Genomic DNA, 16721 nt, shown 5'->3' on the forward strand with positions numbered 1-16721 from the left:
CCCTCAGGCAATTATTTTTGTTTCTGGACTCTGTTTTTCCTCTGATTGTGCTTTTTCTCCAGACAGGTGAACTCCCAATCTCTGCTTTCCTTTTCCGCTCAGCTCTCTAATAAAATCCTCAAACCATAATTCCCACAGCGTGTACAGCTCTTCAACGTAGGCTTCTGAACCGGAATCCGGGCTGTTTTCAAAACCAGCTCTGCGCGATGTCCTGTTTTCTGTCCCGGTCCTGCTATTTTTTTTGGTCGAATCCGAAAGCAGCCAGAACATATTATTTGCTTCACTTACAGCTTCTGCTTCGAGCAGGAATGGCATTTTAACTCCTTCAACTGCAATTTTTTCTTTTATCCTGGCCCTGAGTTCAATATTTTTTATGGCAGTATCAATGGTAACTCCCCATTTCCGGGCAATTTTTCCTATAAGTTCGGACTGTCCCTGTTCGAGAGCCTCTCCTGCAAGCAGGCAGTCCTGAGAAGGATCATAATACATGATGTCGGTAAAGATTTCAGAGGGTTCAAGTTCTTCTATACAGGCACAGGTAACTTCTGCAATCCTGCTGACCCTTTTTACTTTTCTCATGCTTCCACCCGGCCTGATGCCTGAACAGATTATTACGGCGTCCGTAGCTTTAAAAGATGCAGGAGGGACACCAAGGGTGTGTACGACTCTTTCATAAACGTTCTCAACGGATGAGCCGTGGATTGTGCCTATAACTGAGTTCCCGGCATTTCCCACCTGCATGGCTTCATAAAGCACTTTAACTTCAGGTCCCCTTACCTCTCCGAGCACAAGAGATGAGCTCCCAAGCCTCAAAGCAGCCCGAAGTGCAGTTTCAGGACTCATCTCCGCGCCGGACTTCAGGACCGAAGACTGAGAACTCATGCCCTGCACTTTCCAGCCCAGTTCCTGGAGTTCTTCTGTAGGGAGTTCGTGAGTATCTTCTATTGTCAAAATCCTGTATTTTTGCGGGATTTCAAGCAGCATTGCCGATAGAAGCGATGTTTTTCCGGCTCCCACCTCTCCTGCAACAAGGACAGAAGCCTGCCCATCCATAAGGAAGCTTAAAAGCCCGGCTGCAAAAGGAGAAATCGAGCCTGTATTGATCAGTTTTGGCAGAGTCCAGGGTGTAAGGGAATGTTTTCGGAAAGCGTAGGCAAGCCCGTTTGCACTGAGGGGGTCCCCTATTACTGATACCCTTACCCCGAAAGCCTCTAGGTTAAGCTCAAGCACGGGAATCGCTTCCCCAAAGGGCCTTCCGCTTATTGTCCTGAACCTTGAGACAAGAGCGTCCAGGTCGTCCTGCGAGAGGAAAACATTGCTTGTACATTCCTCCCCTTCCATTACAACATGCACCGGGTTGGTATCAGCAGGGGCATTGATGTATACGTCCGTTATTCTCTGATCTGAAAGGAGGTCTTCTACGATCCCGAGCCCGTTTGTATACCTTGCAAGGAGGTCGGCATAACTTTCAAGTTCATTCGGACTGCAGGATTTCCCGCTTTCAAGCAATTCTTCTCCCAGGAGGGATTTTGCCATGCGCTTAAAGTATTCCCTTGCTCCTGTCGGGTCTGCAAAAGCAAGGTCTTTTGGCCTGTGCCTGATCATCTTCCTCCTGACTTTTTCAAGAAGCCTGAGTTCTTCCTGCCTGAGGTTGTATTCCGGAGGCCGGATCATGTACAGCTTTTCCGGCCTGTCTGTGTAGCGGTAAATGGAGACTTCAAGGTTTCTCCCTTCCCTGTCATTTATGTCGTAACATTCGAGAAATTCGGTATTTTCCGGAGCCTCGGTATAAATCCTCGAACTGGAAAAAGGCGGTCTGACGTGAGATTTGATCCTGCTTTCATAGTCAAAAAAAGTGTCTGTGAAATCTGTAGAGATTGCGGAATTATTTACAAATTTGTCCTTTTTGCTTTCCTCTGTTTTCTCCTTTTTCTTACCTTTCCCTTTAACCGAATCCAGGAAATGCCTGGATAGGGAGATCCCCGATAAAGAGGCAGGAGATGCTTTTCCAGAGGTGTTTTCAATCAGGCTTCCAACACTGTTCCCAGCTTTTCTCCCTTTTAAATTGACCTTTGGGCTTTTTCCTGTTTTTTCTTCCTGGAAATTTATCTTTTTGTTTTCATCTTCATGACCTTCTGACCTGCCTGATGCCGGGAAAAAACCGGATTCATAACCGGCTTTTTTGATAACAGGAAATTCAGAAATTTCAGGAAAACAGGATATTTTTTCTTCTATTTCATTCAGGGTCCGGTAGAAGGATTCGGAGCACATAAGACAGGCTGATATGGTATCTGAAATGGTATCTGACGTGCCATCTCGGATAGTATCCGGAGTAGTATCTGGAACTTTTGCCCTCTTCTTTTCACGAATTATCTCCCTGAGCTCGAACCTGGCTTTTAAAGGATCTGTTTCCACGGTTTCGGAAAGAAAATCAATTATTTCTTTTCTTTCCAGCTCACATTTTCTCTTTTCCTGCCTAGTACAGGGTTCAGGGACAGTTTCAATACTCCTGTATGCTGCAATAGTTCCCTTAAAGCCTGCCAGAGCATAAAGCAGGGACAGGGATTCTCCTTCGTAGTCCCGTTCATAAAGCCTTGAGAGCACAAGGCAGTCGGCATGAATCTCTTTTTGCAGGATTCCGAAGATGTTCTTCCTGCAGTGCGGGTCGTTAAGTGAAGACCCGGCTTCACATTCACGGCAGTTAATAATTATTGTCTTCCTGTTTTTCGTCTGTTTTATCCTGTGAGGACAGGTTTTCTCTTCCTCTTTCTTTTTGTCCTGAACCACTCTCTGAGTCAGGCTTTTAACAGTTTCCTGCAGGCTGCTGGCGGCGTCATGAAGTTTTAGCATTATATCCAGAATTCAAACCCCCTTTTCCCCTGATTACTTCATAACTTATGTTCAAATGTATTAAAGATTTTCTATTAATGAACGTTATCGTCTTTCTATGTTTGGATTCATTATAATATTCGGGGAATACATTCAGGAAATATTTTCAGTTGACTCTGATAGTTACTACTATCTCATTCATATAGCTAAAAATTCAAAGTGAGTGCTCAACCACTCTACCTGACTGGTCACTCTTCCTCGTTGAGTAGGACAGGAATGATCCGATATATCAAATATTGCTGTGCAGGTCAGGGTTTTTCAATATTTAAAAACAGCCTCAATAGTCGACTCTGCCAGTTTTAATACCTCCTCTTTAAAGGCTGACAGATCCTCAAAAACAGCCGAATTTTGTCCTTTTAAAAGCTCCTTCTTTATCCTCATGCCCACAATATCATCGTTTCCAGGCTCCAGCCTGAGGATAATCGATCCGGAAAAGGTTTTTGGCTCGCAGGTAACATTGTCGCAGTCTCCGTCTGTGATCCCGATGATAGGGATGCCAAGCCTGTAGAGGACATCTCCTGCTATGGCTGTAGTGTCATCCCCGACCGTAACCACAAGCTCAGCCCCTGCAGAAAGTTCGTAGGATTTCTCAGCTTCATGGTCAATAAGCACAACTTTTCCAGGTATGATACTCCCCGCCCTGTCTTCGGAAATAAAATATGATTTGATGGTGCTGGAGTTTTGTTCCCGGACCTCCGGAAGTGAGGGAATGCTTCTTCTGATGTCTCCGCTTTTTATCCAGGATCCTGCAAGGTCTACAGGGTCTCTTTTTTTGTAATTGTGTAACTTTTCTAGACCGTGATCTTTTATTTCTCCGCCTTCGATTGCAGTGATGAAGCCGTTTTCGGAGATTATCCTTATTTTTGAAGATGATGCTTTTCCGATAACAATCCCATTTACAAAGATATTTTCTCCCGGAAGAACCCCTGAGATTTCGCGGATTATTCTGGTTATTCCGGTTTTTGCGCAAGTTTCTGTGGAAATCGGGTTGTGGAAAATCAGAGGGCTTTCTGCAGGGACCCCGAGGGTTTCGGAGAGTTTTTCAATAAAGCTTTCAGCTTTTTTATTCAGGGGAATAAGCTTTCCACAGGAACAGCCAGGGCTTTCGATCTGAACCAGGGGCTTCTTTTCGGGATCTTTCAGGCGGGCAGCGACTTTTGCTCCGAAGATTTTGCCTGTTTCCAGAGTTTTTCCCCGGTTCAGAAGGCAAATAAGGTCGGCTGTTTCAAAAAAAGATTCTATGCAGACGCTTGGCTTTAAGTGCCTGCCTGTATCTATGATTCCTTCAAGCCCGGCGTCAATTACGGCTGTTTTTCCCATGGTTCCGCCAAGCTCCGCTTTTACTTCGCCGAGGCAGGAAAGTTTTTCCAGAACTATTTTCGTTTCTCCCGAATCGATTACTTCGGGTCCGTGGATTACAAGGCTGATTTTCATTTTCATCTTCATTTTCATTTGATTTTAACTGAGAGGAACATATTATTATGACCCTTTATTACAGCTGGTATTCTTCTTATGTTTTTCTTCAAACATAACCTGTTTCCTGTATGTCCCTCATCCGGTAATTTCATACTAATTCTCCGGTCATTATCGAAAATTACATTACACATTGTTACATTTTGACGAAAAACGACTGACTTTGAGGAAGAGAAATGGCTGATTTAAAAATTACCTGGCTCGGGCATGCTGCTTTTCTGCTCGAATCTGAAAAGAAACTCCTGATAGACCCTTTTATTTCAGAAAACCCTAAATCTCCTTGCAGCCCTGAGGACCTTAACCCGGACATAATAGCCGTAACCCACGGTCACCGGGATCACCTTGGAGACACTATCGAGATCGGAGCCCGTACAGGCTGCAGAATTATTTCTATTCATGAAGTTGCAAATTATATAAAATCAAAAGGTGTCTTTGCCGAAGGCATGAACAAGGGAGGCACAGTAGAAGTGGAAGGCATAGCCCTTACCATGACGCATGCACTTCATTCTTCTTCAATTGATGCCTCCGGTTTCAGCTTCGATGGAGGAAGCCCTGCAGGTTTTGTAATAAATATCGGAGGGTATTCTGTTTATCATTCTGGGGATACTGGAGTTTTTGGAGATATGCAACTCATTGGAGAGCTTTACAAACCCGAAATTGCCCTGCTGCCTATAGGGAGCAGATTTACCATGGGCATAAAGGAAGCTGTAAAAGCTGTTGAACTTATCGAGCCCCGGATCGTTGTGCCGATGCACTATAATACGTTTGATGTCATCAGGCAGGACCCTGAAGAGTTCAGAAAAGCCGTGGAAGCAAAGGTTGATACGAAAGTAATTATCATGAGTCCCGGAGAGTCAATACAGCTTTAATTTCCAGAACAACTAACTAACTAACTAACTAACTAACTAACTAACTAACTAACTAACTAACTAACTAACTAACTAACTAACTAACTAACTAACTAACTAACTAACTAACTAACTAACTAACTAACTAACTAAATAAATAAATAAATAAATAAATAAATAAATAAATAAATAAATAAATAAATAAATAAATAAATAAATAAATAAATAAATAAATAAATAAATAAATAACTAAATAAATAAATAAATAAATAAATAACTAAATAAATAAATAGATAGATAAATAGGTAGATAAATAGATAAATAAATAGATAAATAAATAGATAAATAAATAGATAAATAAATAAATAAATAAATAAATAAATAAATAAATAAATAACAAAAATAGAAGTCGGGATCTTCAGATCCCAAGCTTTTTTCTTTTTTCCATTATATGCTGTTCTATCCCATCAACTGCTTTTACTGCATCCGTTTCTACATTCAGGAGGCCTCCTGTGACTTCCCGGCAGTCTTCTGTAAGCAATTTGACAAGGTTCGGTGCCCCGGTAACGGTAGGTACGGGGTTTACATATGTATAGAGCCCCAGTGCAAGGGCAAAGATAGCATCTATTGTAGCTTTCTGCTCCATGTACTCGGGAGCTGCGGCAGCAACAGGTAGGTCAGGAACGGGCACTCCTCCAAGGGCTCCGGATATAGCTCCAAGGAGATCAGCAAGCCGACCGGTGTCGGTGCATGTCCCGTAACTTAGCACTGGCGGGACTCCAAGTGCTTCACAAACAGCCTTAAGGCTGTCTCCAGCATATTCTCTGGCTTCGGGGCTGCAGAGGCCTGCCACCTGCATGGCTGCGTTCCCGCAACCCATGGAAAGGACAAGGATATTCCTTTTGATCAGTTCTTTTACCACGGCAACACTGTGCACGTCCTGCCCGTAGTCACGTAATGTGGTGCAGGATACCATCCCGACAACTCCTTTGATTGCGCCGCTTTTTATGGCATCCAGTAGCGGGTCAAGGGTGCCTCCAAGGGCATCAAGGATACTTTCAGTTGAGAATCCGACAACAGCTTCTCCTGCTGGAAAATTCAGTGCCGCTTCTCCTGAGCTGTTTCTATTCTTGAAATTTTCAACTGCCATATCCAGAAGCTTTGCTGCCTGCTCTTCAGCTTCTACAGGGTCATAATTAAGGCGCTCTTCTATCCCCTCGAAGGCCACAAGGTCGCTCACAGGCATAAGTTTAAAATTGTACTTCTCGGCGTAAAGCGGAGCAACTGGAAGTGAACAGTTCATGTCTGCGGCAAAAAGGTCAACACACCTGCTCGCAAGCACCGCTTCCTGGGAAATCCAGTTCCCTGTAAAACCGTAAAATACATCGTCTTCCTCCCACCTCTGGATCATTTCCTGCCCGGTTTCTATACTGGCAATGACCCTGAGACCTTTTGCCCCCGCCGCCTTTGCTTTTTCCTGCCACTCAGGTTTTCTCGCAAGCTGTACCATGGCAAATCCCAGGAAAGGCTCGTGCCCGTTAGGCAGCACATTTACATATTCAGGGTCCAGAACCCCGAGGTCCACCCTCATAGTGTGGGGTCTTGGAATCCCGAAAAGGACGTCCTGGCAGTATTCGTTTACTATCTGGCTCTGGTATGCCATTGCAATTCCAAGGCGCATTGCTTTCAGGGCAAGGCTTACATAATACCCGTCTACGTTTGTGAGGCAGGAGCTTGTGGAAAGCATCATTTCCCCGTAGATTCCTCCCGGAAATATCCCCAGTTCTTCCCACCTCTTCTTTCTTTCAGGAGGGGCAAGGATCTCAACTATTCTGCTTGGCTCATACGCGGGCCGGTTAAAGTCTTTTTCAACAAATTCGCACAGGTTAAGGGCAATTTCAGCATCACTTCCTGAAATATCTATTCCCAACCTGTTGGCGAATGTTTTTAGTTTCTCAGGCTCCCTGATGCTGTAGGGAGTTTTATTCCTTGCAGTTTCTCTCAAAGTCCGGATGGTCTGATCTGTGTGGTAGTGGTAGGTCGAAGCCCCCATTACGTTTCTGAGCAGCATCATCCTCATTGCCATTCCGTCGGCAGTGATCCCGCAAACCCCTCTTTTGTCTTTTGAAGCGTCCGAACGGCAGGGACCATTCGAACACAGGTCACAGCGGGCTCCTGCCATACAGAAAGTGCATCTTCTGTCAGGGACCCCTCCTATTCCCTGAGCCTCATAACGGTCCCAGACATTTGTCATATTGTCTGCCTTTATCCGCTCATACATCTTTTGAACGGATTCGTGATAGGAAATCCTCTCTTTATCCATGCTATAACACTCCCCGGATAACTGCTACTCCTTTTTCTTTCCTAACAGGTCAGAAGTTCCCTTCATATTGTGAAATGTCTGAACATTTTCCTGTGAAGCAGATGTTCGTTCCAGACCTGTTTGCAGTTATCAGTATATAAGCGCAGGAAATATTTACAATTAATTAAAAGAACAGCAGGTGTCAGGATGAAAGTAAGGATCCCATGATTGAAAGTTAGTTGAAAAAAGAGGGTTACAGGATGTAACATACACGATTTTTCAGTATCTTGATCTCGTATTGCCGGATGAAGCTCGCTGGTTTTTCCTTCTACATATTTTTGCCTGGATCAAAAAGTAAAGGACTTATAATATTATGAGAATTGGTAAAGCCAATCCAATACTTTCCAGAAGTTCAGAAAGGGGCCGAACACCGGTTTAAATAAGCAAATTTAAATTTCATTTCATACATACTTTTACTATTGATTTCATACATACTTTTACTATCGTTTACCTATATGATTTTATACAATTAATACGAAATCACCGGCACGAACATGACGACAAACTTAAAAAAGATTCTGCTTGCTTTCGGAAACGGCGTTTCTGAGCTGAATATTCCCGAGAAAAACCTCTCCAGTATAATCCTTCCTTCTGAACCTGAAGAAAAGGATTATGAAGCTCTCTTAATCAAAAAAGCTCTCGAAAATCCCGTAAAAAGCAGGAGATTATCCGAGATTGTAAATCCGGATTCAAAAATTTCAATTATTGTGAGTGATGTCACAAGACCCACTCCGACGGCAAAGATTCTTCCTCCCCTGCTCGAAGAGCTTTACCTCGGCGGGGCAAAAGACGAGAATATTACCATTGTATTTGCTCTCGGGCTACACCGCCAGCAGACTGAAGAAGAGTGCAGAAAGCTTCTGGGGAATGATGTTTCTCGAAATATCCGGTTTGTGCAGCACGACAGGAATAGGTGTGTTCATATAGGAGAGACTAGTTTTGGCACACCTGTCGAGGTTTTCGAAGATATTCTGAATACAGACCTGATAATCAGTATCGGGACCGTGGAATTTCATTATTACGCAGGCTATGGAGGTGGAGGAAAGTCTATCCTTCCGGGAGTAAGTTCGGAAAAATCGGTACTTTCATTCCATAGCCATTATAGCAAACTCTTCGAAGGTGACCCTCTTCTGGGGAGAGCTGACAGCCCCGCAAGGAAGGATATCGAAGAAGCCGCAGGGATTGCAGGCCTTCGCTTTATCCTGAATGTAGTGGTCAACAGCAAAAAAGAAATCGTTGCTGCCGTTACCGGAGACTTCATCCAGGCTCATAGGGAAGCGGCAGGATATGTAGATTCCATGTACAAAGTAAAGGTTGAACCTGCAGATGCGGTCATTGTTTCCTGCGGAGGCTTCCCTAAAGACATCAACCTTTACCAGGCAACAAAGGCTCTGGAAAATGCCGTCCCAGCTGTAAAAGCAGGAGGGTCAATAGTACTCGTAGCCGAATGTGCGGAAGGAATCGGAAACCAGGTATACGAGTGCTGGAATAGGGAGTGCAGGAGCCCTGATGACGCCATAGAACGCTTCAAGAACTTCTTTGAGTTTGGAGGGCACAAGAGCGCGATAGTTGCAAAAGCTGCAAAACAGTTCAAGCTTTATATTGTTTCAAAACTTTCCGAGGATGAAAGCATAAAAGCTTTTTTCATTCCTGCAAAAAGTGTGCAGGAAGCCCTTGAAACCATTCTTGCCGAAAACCCTGAAGCAAAAGTTCACATAATACCCGATGGAGGGTGGACTCTTCCAGTACGTAAATAAGGAAATAGTAAGGGAAGCCGCAATAATTAAACATACTGGTAAAAATTGAAAACTGTTAATGTCCTGGTAAAAACTGAACTGTTTATTCAACTGAAGTTTGAAGCGTAATTTTAATCTCGGTTATTGTTTACCTATATGGTTTTATATAATCAATACGAAATCACCGGCACGAACATGATGACAAATATAAAAAAGATTTCACTTGCTTTCGGAAATGGTTTTTCTGAGCTGAGTATCCCCGAGAAAAACTTCTCCAGTATAATCCTTCCTTCTGAACCTGAAGAAAAGGAGGATGGAGCCCTCTTAATCAAAAAGGCTCTCGAAAATCCCGTAAAAAGCAGGAGATTATCCGAGATTGTAAATTCGGATTCGAAAATTTCAATTATTGTGAGTGATGTCACAAGGCCCACTCCTACAGCAAAGATTCTTCCTCCCCTGCTCGAAGAGCTTTACCTCTGCGGGGCAAAAGATGAGAACATTACCATTGTATTTGCTCTCGGGCTTCACCGCCAGCAGGCTGAAGAGGAATCTAAGAAGCTGGTCGGGGAAGATATTTACAAAAAAATCCGTTGCATCCAGCACGACACTTCCAGGTGCAGGAGGATAGGGGTAACCAGCCGTGGTACTCCTATTGAGGTCTTTGAGGAAGTTCTCGATGCTGATTTTGTCATTGGTACCGGTGGAATTGAATTCCATTATTATGCAGGGTACAGCGGAGGGGCAAAGTCCATACTCCCGGGAGTAAGTTCCGAGGAATCCGTGCTTACAAACCATAAAATGATGATCGAAGAAAATGCAGTTTCCGGAAGGGTGGACAGCCCTGTCAGGCGGGATATGGAGGAAGCTGCAGAGGCCTTTGGTCTTAAATTCATTCTTAATGTCATACTTGACAGCAAGAAAGGAATCGTTGCCGCAGTTGCAGGCGATTTCATTGCTGCCCACAGGAAAGGGGTTGAGTTTGTGGATGCCATGTATAAAGCGCCTGTAGAGCCTGCAGACGCTGTTGTCGTTTCCTGCGGCGGCTATCCCAAAGACATCAACCTCTACCAGGCAAACAAAGCCCTTGATAATGCAACTCAGGCTGTAAAGGAAGGAGGCTCTATCATCCTTGTAGCGGAATGTGATGAAGGAATAGGAAACCAGGTCTATGAGTGCTGGAACATGCAGTGCAAAAATCCTGATGATGCAATAGAGCGCTTCAAGCACTGCTTTGAGTTCGGAGGGCACAAGAGTGCAATCGTTGCAATCGCTGCAAAAAAGTTCAGGCTTTACCTTGTCTCGAAGCTTCCGGAAGAAAAAGCCAGAGATGCATTCTTTATTCCGATGGGGAGCGTTCAGGAAGCCCTGTCTGCAGTCCTTTCGGACAACCCTGAAGCAAAGATCCACGTTATGCCTCATGGCGGGCAAACCCTGCCTGTGAGAAAAGAAAATTAAAAATTTCCAAGCCTTGCATCAAAAAGATCTCTCAAAAAGATCTCTCAAAAAGATCTTTTTCTTTATTCTTATTTTATCTTTGTCTGATTTATCTTTTCTGAACTGGCAGTTATTTATAATCCAATCCCAAAACTCAAAACTATTTCTCTAAATCTCTAATTTGGGATTAATAATAAAAACCAGACTAAAATTAGAATAAAAGCTAGATTAAAATTAGAATAAAAGCTAGATTAAAATTAGAATAAAAGCCAGATTAAAATTAGAATAAAAGCCAGACTAAAATAGCATGAAATTGAAAAAGAATAGACGTATAAAAATACGCCTGCTTCTTAAGATACAGGTTTAAACGCCTGTAGATTCAACCTTCTTTTGTGATGCTGCTTCTGACTTTTCCTCTTCGTCTTCAAACCTTCTACTGAAAGCTTTCTTCAGGAATTCAGGTGAAAACTGGGGTGTCATAAGGCTTACTGCGACCAGCGCAAGGAGAGAGAGAGGGGTTGCGATCAGGATCGGGTCTACAACAGTCCAGGTGCCTGCAAGTAGTGTTTCTTTTCCGAAAATTGCCTGGCAGATCCCGAGGGGCACTGCTTCTTTTGCATGGACAAATGTCAACCAGAATAGGCTGCTTAAAGACCCTATTACAAGGCTTACAGTTGCTCCGGCTTTTGTTGTGCGCTTCCAGAAAAGTGCTCCGATGAACAGGGGCAGGAAGGCAGAAGTGCAAAGGCCCATAAACATGGCAGTAGCCCTGGCAATAATGCTTCCGGGCAGGATATACGCAAGAACGACTGCAACCAGGATGGTAAAGGTAATTCCCAATCTTGTAACATGGACAGTTGCTGTAGACTTGCCCTTCATAATGCTCTGCTGGTAGACGTCATATCCTATGGCTGTGCCCATTGTATGGAACTGGGCAGCTGCTGTGGACATTGCAGCTGAAAGCAGGCTGAGCATGAAGAGCGTTACAAACATTTCAGGCATGGCATGGTTCAGGAAAGTGGGCATTATAAGGTCAGTGTTCCCATCCGGCACAACCTGAAGGGAAATCATGCCCATAGTCCTGTAGAAATACACATTCGAAAGAGCCCCTATAACATAAGCGACTCCTGCCATCATCAGGATAAAAGGACCTCCAACAGCAACCGCTCTTTTCAGGGAACGGTCATCCTTTACAGTCATGAACCTGACTGCGAGCTGGGGCTGTGCAAGAACACCTATTCCGACTCCCATTATGATTGTGGAAATCATGTTCCACCATATAGGGGAGCCAGCTTCAGGCATTGAAGTCCATCCTCTATGCCCCTGATCTATAAGTGCCTGAGGGACAAGGTTTGACATACTTGTGAGGGCCTGGTGGGCTTCAACAACTCCTCCAAGCTTAACGTAAGTAAAGACAAGCAGGAAACCCATTCCAAGCAACATAAGAATAGCCTGCATGGCATCCACATACATTACCGAGAGAAGACCGCCCTTAATCACATAAGAAGCGATTATAATGGTGAAAATTATGAGGGCAATATTGTAATTGATTCCAAGACTGGTCTCAAGAAATCTTCCGGCTCCTATTATAACGCTTGCAGCGTAAAGAGGCATGAAAATGCCTATCAAAATCCCGGAAAATGCCTGAATAAACTTTGACTGGAAGCGCTTTCCTATAAATTCGGGATACGTTATGGCTCCCAGGTTCAGTCCCATGCGGCGTGTTGGGGGACCAAAAACTACGAAAGCAATGAAGATTCCAAAAAAGATATTCATAAACACAAGCCATAGGAGCCCCATCCCTAACGAAGCGGCTACTCCTCCAAACCCGATTATTGCGGAAGTACTGATAAACGCAGCTCCATACGAGAGTGCCATGATCGCAGGGTGAACTCCTCTACCTGCAAGCATATACCCGTCTGTCTGGGAGTTCTTCCTGTATCCCAGGTAAGCGACATAGAAAGTGGCTGCAAGATAAATAATTACAAACAGGATAAGAGTTGAAGTACTGATTGCCATAAAGACCATTCCAGAATAGATTAACTGCTGTTTTTCACAGGCATATTAAAAAGATCGCCTGAACTCGAGAGTTAAGTTTAGCCCGGGATCGATATTTTGATCCTGAGTTATTGATCCTGAGCTGCTGGTTTCTGAGCTCCACTTCTGACTGCCTTTTCTTCTTCGCTTTTCCAGTTCAATGCCCCGTAAATCATGCATCCGAGTGCGCTCAATACACAAAACAAATATGCAAGCCAGATCTGTGGATCCTCAATTCCTAAAACTAACATGTACTACCACCTGTCTATAATTTCCTGCTATCAGCTAACATGACACCTGTTAGCACAGTACATTATAGCTTTTTGTTATTTAAATATGTTGAGCGGAATGAATTTTACATTGAAGTGAACTCTCTGAATTCAAATATTTTTCATAGCTCTCTAATCCGGATCTCTTTACGCAGCCAGATTTAAGTCCCACTCTTTTCTCGCACATATGCAGTATTGTCGTTTCCCTCTCTGTAACTAAAAATAATATAATCGGGGTAGTAGAGTAGTTGTTAAATAAAGTGTTTTAACAGGTCCAGAAAAAGCTCTGCTGACCTCTGAACAGCTTTCTATCCTCGATTATCTGCTCGTAAAATAAATCTATCAGTTTATCTGACTACCTGCTAAAAAAATATAAAATTAGCTAGAAAAAATATTATAAAAAACTTAAAGATGAAAAAGCTTAAAGATGAAAGAGCTTAAAGATGAAAAAACTTAAAGATGAACCCGATTCAGGGTTCTTTGTATGATTTTTAGAGTTTTCGGGAATTTTATCTCAGAGTGCACTCATTGATTTCCCCGCTGAGATTCTCTCCGAGCATACTGACAGCTTTTTCAAACTCATCTGTCTGACCGAGTACCCACATAAGCTTTACAAGGGCTGTTTCGGGAAGAGTGTCTTCTCCTTCGATTGCACCGGCTTTCAGCATGTCACGGCCTGTATCGTAAACACGGTCACAAACCCTGCCGTTAAGGCACTGGGATGTGACTATTACAGGCATTTTTGCGTCCACAGCTCTCCGGATAAAAGGAATCCATTTTGTGGAAACGTGCCCCAGGCCGGTACCTTCAAGGACAAGCCCCTTATAGCCGCCGTCAACATAACAGTCAAGGACTGAGGGGTCCGCTCCGGGAGTAAACTTCACAATGGCGCACTTCGGTTCCATTCCGGGTTTGAATTTCAGGGACTTTTCTCCGCGTCCGGTGTATTCGATAAATGTCTTTATTTCTCCTGTATCGTAATCCACTGTCCCTATCGGAAGAGAATTCACTGACTTGAAAGCGTCCCTGCGGGAGGTATGCATTTTCCTGACCTTTGTCCCTCTATGGATTTCACAGTAGTCATCCGAGCTTGTGCCGTGCATAACCACCACAACTTCGGCAATATCGCTTATGGCAACCCTTGCTGCACAGATGGCATTCATGGCATTGTCGCTGCTGGGGCGGTCTGCGCTTCTCTGGGAACCTACAAAAACGATAGGCACAGGAGTTTCTATCATAAAAGAAAGGGCTGCAGCAGAATACATCATGGTGTCCGTCCCGTGAGTGACAATTATTCCATCAGCTCCGGCTTCGATTTCTTCAACGACTGCTCTGGCGAGGTTTTGCCAGGAATCAGGGTCCATGTTTTCGGAAAGGATGCTTGAGATTGCCCTCCCTTTAAAGTCTGCAATTTCTTTCAATTCAGGAATTGCAGCGAGGATATCGTCCGCAGTAAACTGGGATGTAACCGCACCTGTCCTGTAGTCTATTTTGCTGGCAATTGTCCCTCCTGTGGAAAGGATAGAAACTTTCGGGAGCCCAGGTTTAGAAACTTTTTCTTTTGCCGGCTCAGGCTCTTTTTGCCCGTTTTTTCCCCCATTTCCTCCGTTTGCAGCTTCCCCGTTATTTTCCAGGGGAGTTATACTGACCTTATCTATGGAAAAACCGGCGTTGTAACCGCTTTTCATTTTTATTGTGATATATCCCTCCATGGAAGGCATTACTTTGCCTTCATAGACAGTGCCGTTCTTTTCAATGCGTACCCGATCGCCCTGTTTGAATTCCATGAATAATCCCTTTTCTTATGATCATTTAGCATAGTAATGAGTTACAATCTGTAAGTTTGGTAATTGTAATAAGTATATAATCTGAAAGTTTAGTTTTAGTCATTGTAATTAGTATATAATCTATAATAGTGCTTTTTAAGCTGGTATCTATAATAGTATGTTTCAAGCTGTTATCTATAATAGTGAGTTTCAAGCTGTAAGAGCGTTTTAGTGCCGTTCCGATGATGCAGTTTTATTCTGTATAATCTGTGCAATACTAAAAGGTCTGAAATAATATTAAAATTAAACGTGTTTTCTGCGCTTAAAACCACCGCACTCAGATTTTTCTGTATTCTTCAACCACTGAAAGCAGATTTTCAAAAGCCGAGTCTATTATATCTTTCAGGGTTGCAATTTCCTGTGCGTTCAGTTCAAGCTCAGTCTTCCTTTTTGATAGATAATTTTTCATTTCCTCAGGAGCAGGGCCTCCAGGAATTTTTCTTCTTTTTATATTGGATTCAGGATTGAGAGCTTCCTTTACCATATTTTCTGTTAATCCTTTGCTTGAAAGCGACTCCCCGAGAACAACCTCAGCTGCAGAGTCTATCTTTTCCATTGTTGGCTTTTCCCTTTCCTTTGCAAGCATTCCTACTATCTGGTGGGCAGTCCTGAAGGGGATTCCTGTTTCCCTGACAAAGGTATCCGCAAGTTCGGTAGCTGTTGTAAAACCCGTTATTGATTCGGCTGCGAGCACGTCGGGATGGACTTTCATGGTTTTGACCATTCCTTCCATTACCCTGACAGAAGCCCTTACAGTTTCAACCGAGCGCCAGATATTGGGTGTTGCTTCCTGCAGGTCGCGATTGTAACTCAGGGGCAGGCCTTTACAGATCGTGAGCAGGGACATAAGGGCGCCCACAGAAACTCCTGTTTTTCCGCGCATTAATTCCGCAGTATCCGGGTTTTTCTTCTGGGGCATAATCGAAGAAGTGGAAGCATACATATCGTCAAGCTCAATGAAATTGAACTCTGATGAAGACCAGATTACAAGTTCTTCAGCTATTCTGCTGAGGTTTATCATGAGATTCGAAAACACAGAGGCGCATTCGATAAGGAAATCCCTGCTGCTGACTGCATCCATAGAATTCTCCAGAAGCCCTTCAAAGCCCAGGAGTTCCTGAGTCCTTTTCCTGTTGAGGTTAAAGCCGGTAGATGCAAATGCAGCAGCCCCAAGCGGGCAGAGGTTGACCCGTGAAAAAGCGTCCTGCACCCTGTCAAAATCCCTGCCTAGAGCAGATTCGTGTGCACAGAGGTGGTGAGCCAGAGTGGTCGGCTGGGCGTGCTGGAGATGGGTAAAGCCAGGCATAAGGGTTTCACTGTGTTTTTCTGCGAGGCTGACAAGAGTTTTTCTTAATGCAAATATTTCTTCAAGCAGCCCGAGAAGTTCTTCCCTGAGAGTCAGCCTGATGCAGGTTGCAACCTCATCGTTTCTTGAACGCCCGGAGTGCATCCTGCCTCCCACATCCTCTCCTACCATGTCGATGAGCCTGGATTCAAGCGAGATGTGTATGTCTTCATAGCTGAAGTCGAGCTTTTCCATGCCTTCTTCCCTTATCTTTAAAAGCCCGCTGAGGATTTTGCTGCAATCTTCTTCTTTTATAATGCCCTGCTCTCTCAGCATTACCGTATGGGCAAGGTCAACCACTATGTCGGCATTAAATATCCATCGGTCGGCCTCCATAGAGGAGGTGTAGCGTAAAATTTCCTCATCCTGGGCAGCTTCAAGCCTGCCTCTCCTTAAAATATTGCTCATCGGGTGTCCTCTGTATAATTTTAAATATGTCCTCTATCTAATTGTGAATATTATATGTTGTGAGAATATCTATTTTAAATGTGTAATAACGGCT

Annotated in this window: 10 protein-coding genes; 3 read left to right on the top strand and 7 right to left on the bottom strand. The window is 43.8% G+C overall.

The genetic code is table 11. The features are described 5' to 3' along the window. Positions 1-3: 3 nt before the first annotated feature. Positions 4-2850, bottom strand: a complete 2847-nt coding sequence (locus M886_RS08985) for a type II/IV secretion system ATPase subunit (RefSeq protein ID WP_048051048.1) — start codon at positions 2848-2850, stop codon at positions 4-6. Positions 2851-3147: 297 nt separating this feature from the next. Next, positions 3148-4335, bottom strand: coding sequence for a DUF2117 family protein (locus tag M886_RS08990; protein ID WP_137726711.1), 1188 nt, complete (start codon positions 4333-4335; stop codon positions 3148-3150). 203 nt (positions 4336-4538) lie between these two features. Here M886_RS08990 and M886_RS08995 point away from each other — a divergent pair, with 203 nt between their 5' ends. Beyond that, a complete protein-coding gene (locus M886_RS08995) occupies positions 4539-5231 on the top strand; it encodes a metal-dependent hydrolase (protein ID WP_011034225.1) in 693 nt (230 codons plus the stop codon). A gap of 397 nt (positions 5232-5628) precedes the next feature. Here M886_RS08995 and cooS read toward each other — a convergent pair whose 3' ends face one another. Next, entirely contained in the window at positions 5629-7533 is a 1905-nt protein-coding gene (gene cooS, locus M886_RS09000) for an anaerobic carbon-monoxide dehydrogenase catalytic subunit (protein ID WP_011034226.1), read from the bottom strand. A gap of 533 nt (positions 7534-8066) precedes the next feature. Here cooS and larA (M886_RS09005) point away from each other — a divergent pair. Together larA (M886_RS09005) and larA (M886_RS09010) are read left to right on the top strand one after the other, a co-directional pair. Further along, positions 8067-9329 carry a nickel-dependent lactate racemase gene (gene larA, locus M886_RS09005; protein ID WP_048051049.1) on the top strand — a complete coding sequence of 421 codons (1263 nt, stop codon included), beginning with the start codon at positions 8067-8069 and terminating at the stop codon, positions 9327-9329. A 174-nt stretch (positions 9330-9503) separates the two neighbouring features. Next, entirely contained in the window at positions 9504-10763 is a 1260-nt protein-coding gene (larA, locus tag M886_RS09010) for a nickel-dependent lactate racemase (protein WP_048051050.1), read from the top strand. Positions 10764-11105: 342 nt separating this feature from the next. Here larA (M886_RS09010) and M886_RS09015 read toward each other — a convergent pair whose 3' ends face one another. From M886_RS09015 to argH, 4 genes are all read right to left on the bottom strand, one after another. Continuing rightward, on the bottom strand, positions 11106-12761 hold the full coding sequence (locus M886_RS09015; RefSeq protein WP_048051051.1) for a sodium:solute symporter family protein: 1656 nt from the start codon (positions 12759-12761) through the stop codon (positions 11106-11108). A 107-nt stretch (positions 12762-12868) separates the two neighbouring features. Next, positions 12869-13030: a symporter small accessory protein gene (locus M886_RS18890; RefSeq protein WP_162829137.1), complete on the bottom strand. Its 162-nt coding sequence runs from the start codon at positions 13028-13030 to the stop codon at positions 12869-12871. A gap of 527 nt (positions 13031-13557) precedes the next feature. Next, positions 13558-14835: a Glu-tRNA(Gln) amidotransferase subunit GatD gene (gatD, locus tag M886_RS09020; RefSeq protein ID WP_011034230.1), complete on the bottom strand. Its 1278-nt coding sequence runs from the start codon at positions 14833-14835 to the stop codon at positions 13558-13560. 316 nt (positions 14836-15151) lie between these two features. Continuing rightward, on the bottom strand, positions 15152-16627 hold the full coding sequence (gene argH / locus M886_RS09025; protein ID WP_048040743.1) for an argininosuccinate lyase: 1476 nt from the start codon (positions 16625-16627) through the stop codon (positions 15152-15154). Positions 16628-16721: the final 94 nt, after the last annotated feature.

Source organism: Methanosarcina soligelidi (genome assembly GCF_000744315.1).
Classification (GTDB): domain Archaea; phylum Halobacteriota; class Methanosarcinia; order Methanosarcinales; family Methanosarcinaceae; genus Methanosarcina; species Methanosarcina mazei.

Coding starts and splice junctions, on each gene's coding strand:
- argH (WP_048040743.1), bottom strand. CDS start 16,627: ATGAGCAATATTTTAAGGAGAGGCAGGCTTGAAGCTGCCCAGGATGAG.
- larA (WP_048051049.1), top strand. CDS start 8,067: ATGACGACAAACTTAAAAAAGATTCTGCTTGCTTTCGGAAACGGCGTT.
- M886_RS08990 (WP_137726711.1), bottom strand. CDS start 4,335: ATGAAGATGAAAATGAAAATCAGCCTTGTAATCCACGGACCCGAAGTA.
- M886_RS08995 (WP_011034225.1), top strand. CDS start 4,539: ATGGCTGATTTAAAAATTACCTGGCTCGGGCATGCTGCTTTTCTGCTC.
- larA (WP_048051050.1), top strand. CDS start 9,504: ATGATGACAAATATAAAAAAGATTTCACTTGCTTTCGGAAATGGTTTT.
- M886_RS08985 (WP_048051048.1), bottom strand. CDS start 2,850: ATGCTAAAACTTCATGACGCCGCCAGCAGCCTGCAGGAAACTGTTAAA.
- M886_RS09015 (WP_048051051.1), bottom strand. CDS start 12,761: ATGGCAATCAGTACTTCAACTCTTATCCTGTTTGTAATTATTTATCTT.
- M886_RS18890 (WP_162829137.1), bottom strand. CDS start 13,030: ATGTTAGTTTTAGGAATTGAGGATCCACAGATCTGGCTTGCATATTTG.
- gatD (WP_011034230.1), bottom strand. CDS start 14,835: ATGGAATTCAAACAGGGCGATCGGGTACGCATTGAAAAGAACGGCACT.
- cooS (WP_011034226.1), bottom strand. CDS start 7,533: ATGGATAAAGAGAGGATTTCCTATCACGAATCCGTTCAAAAGATGTAT.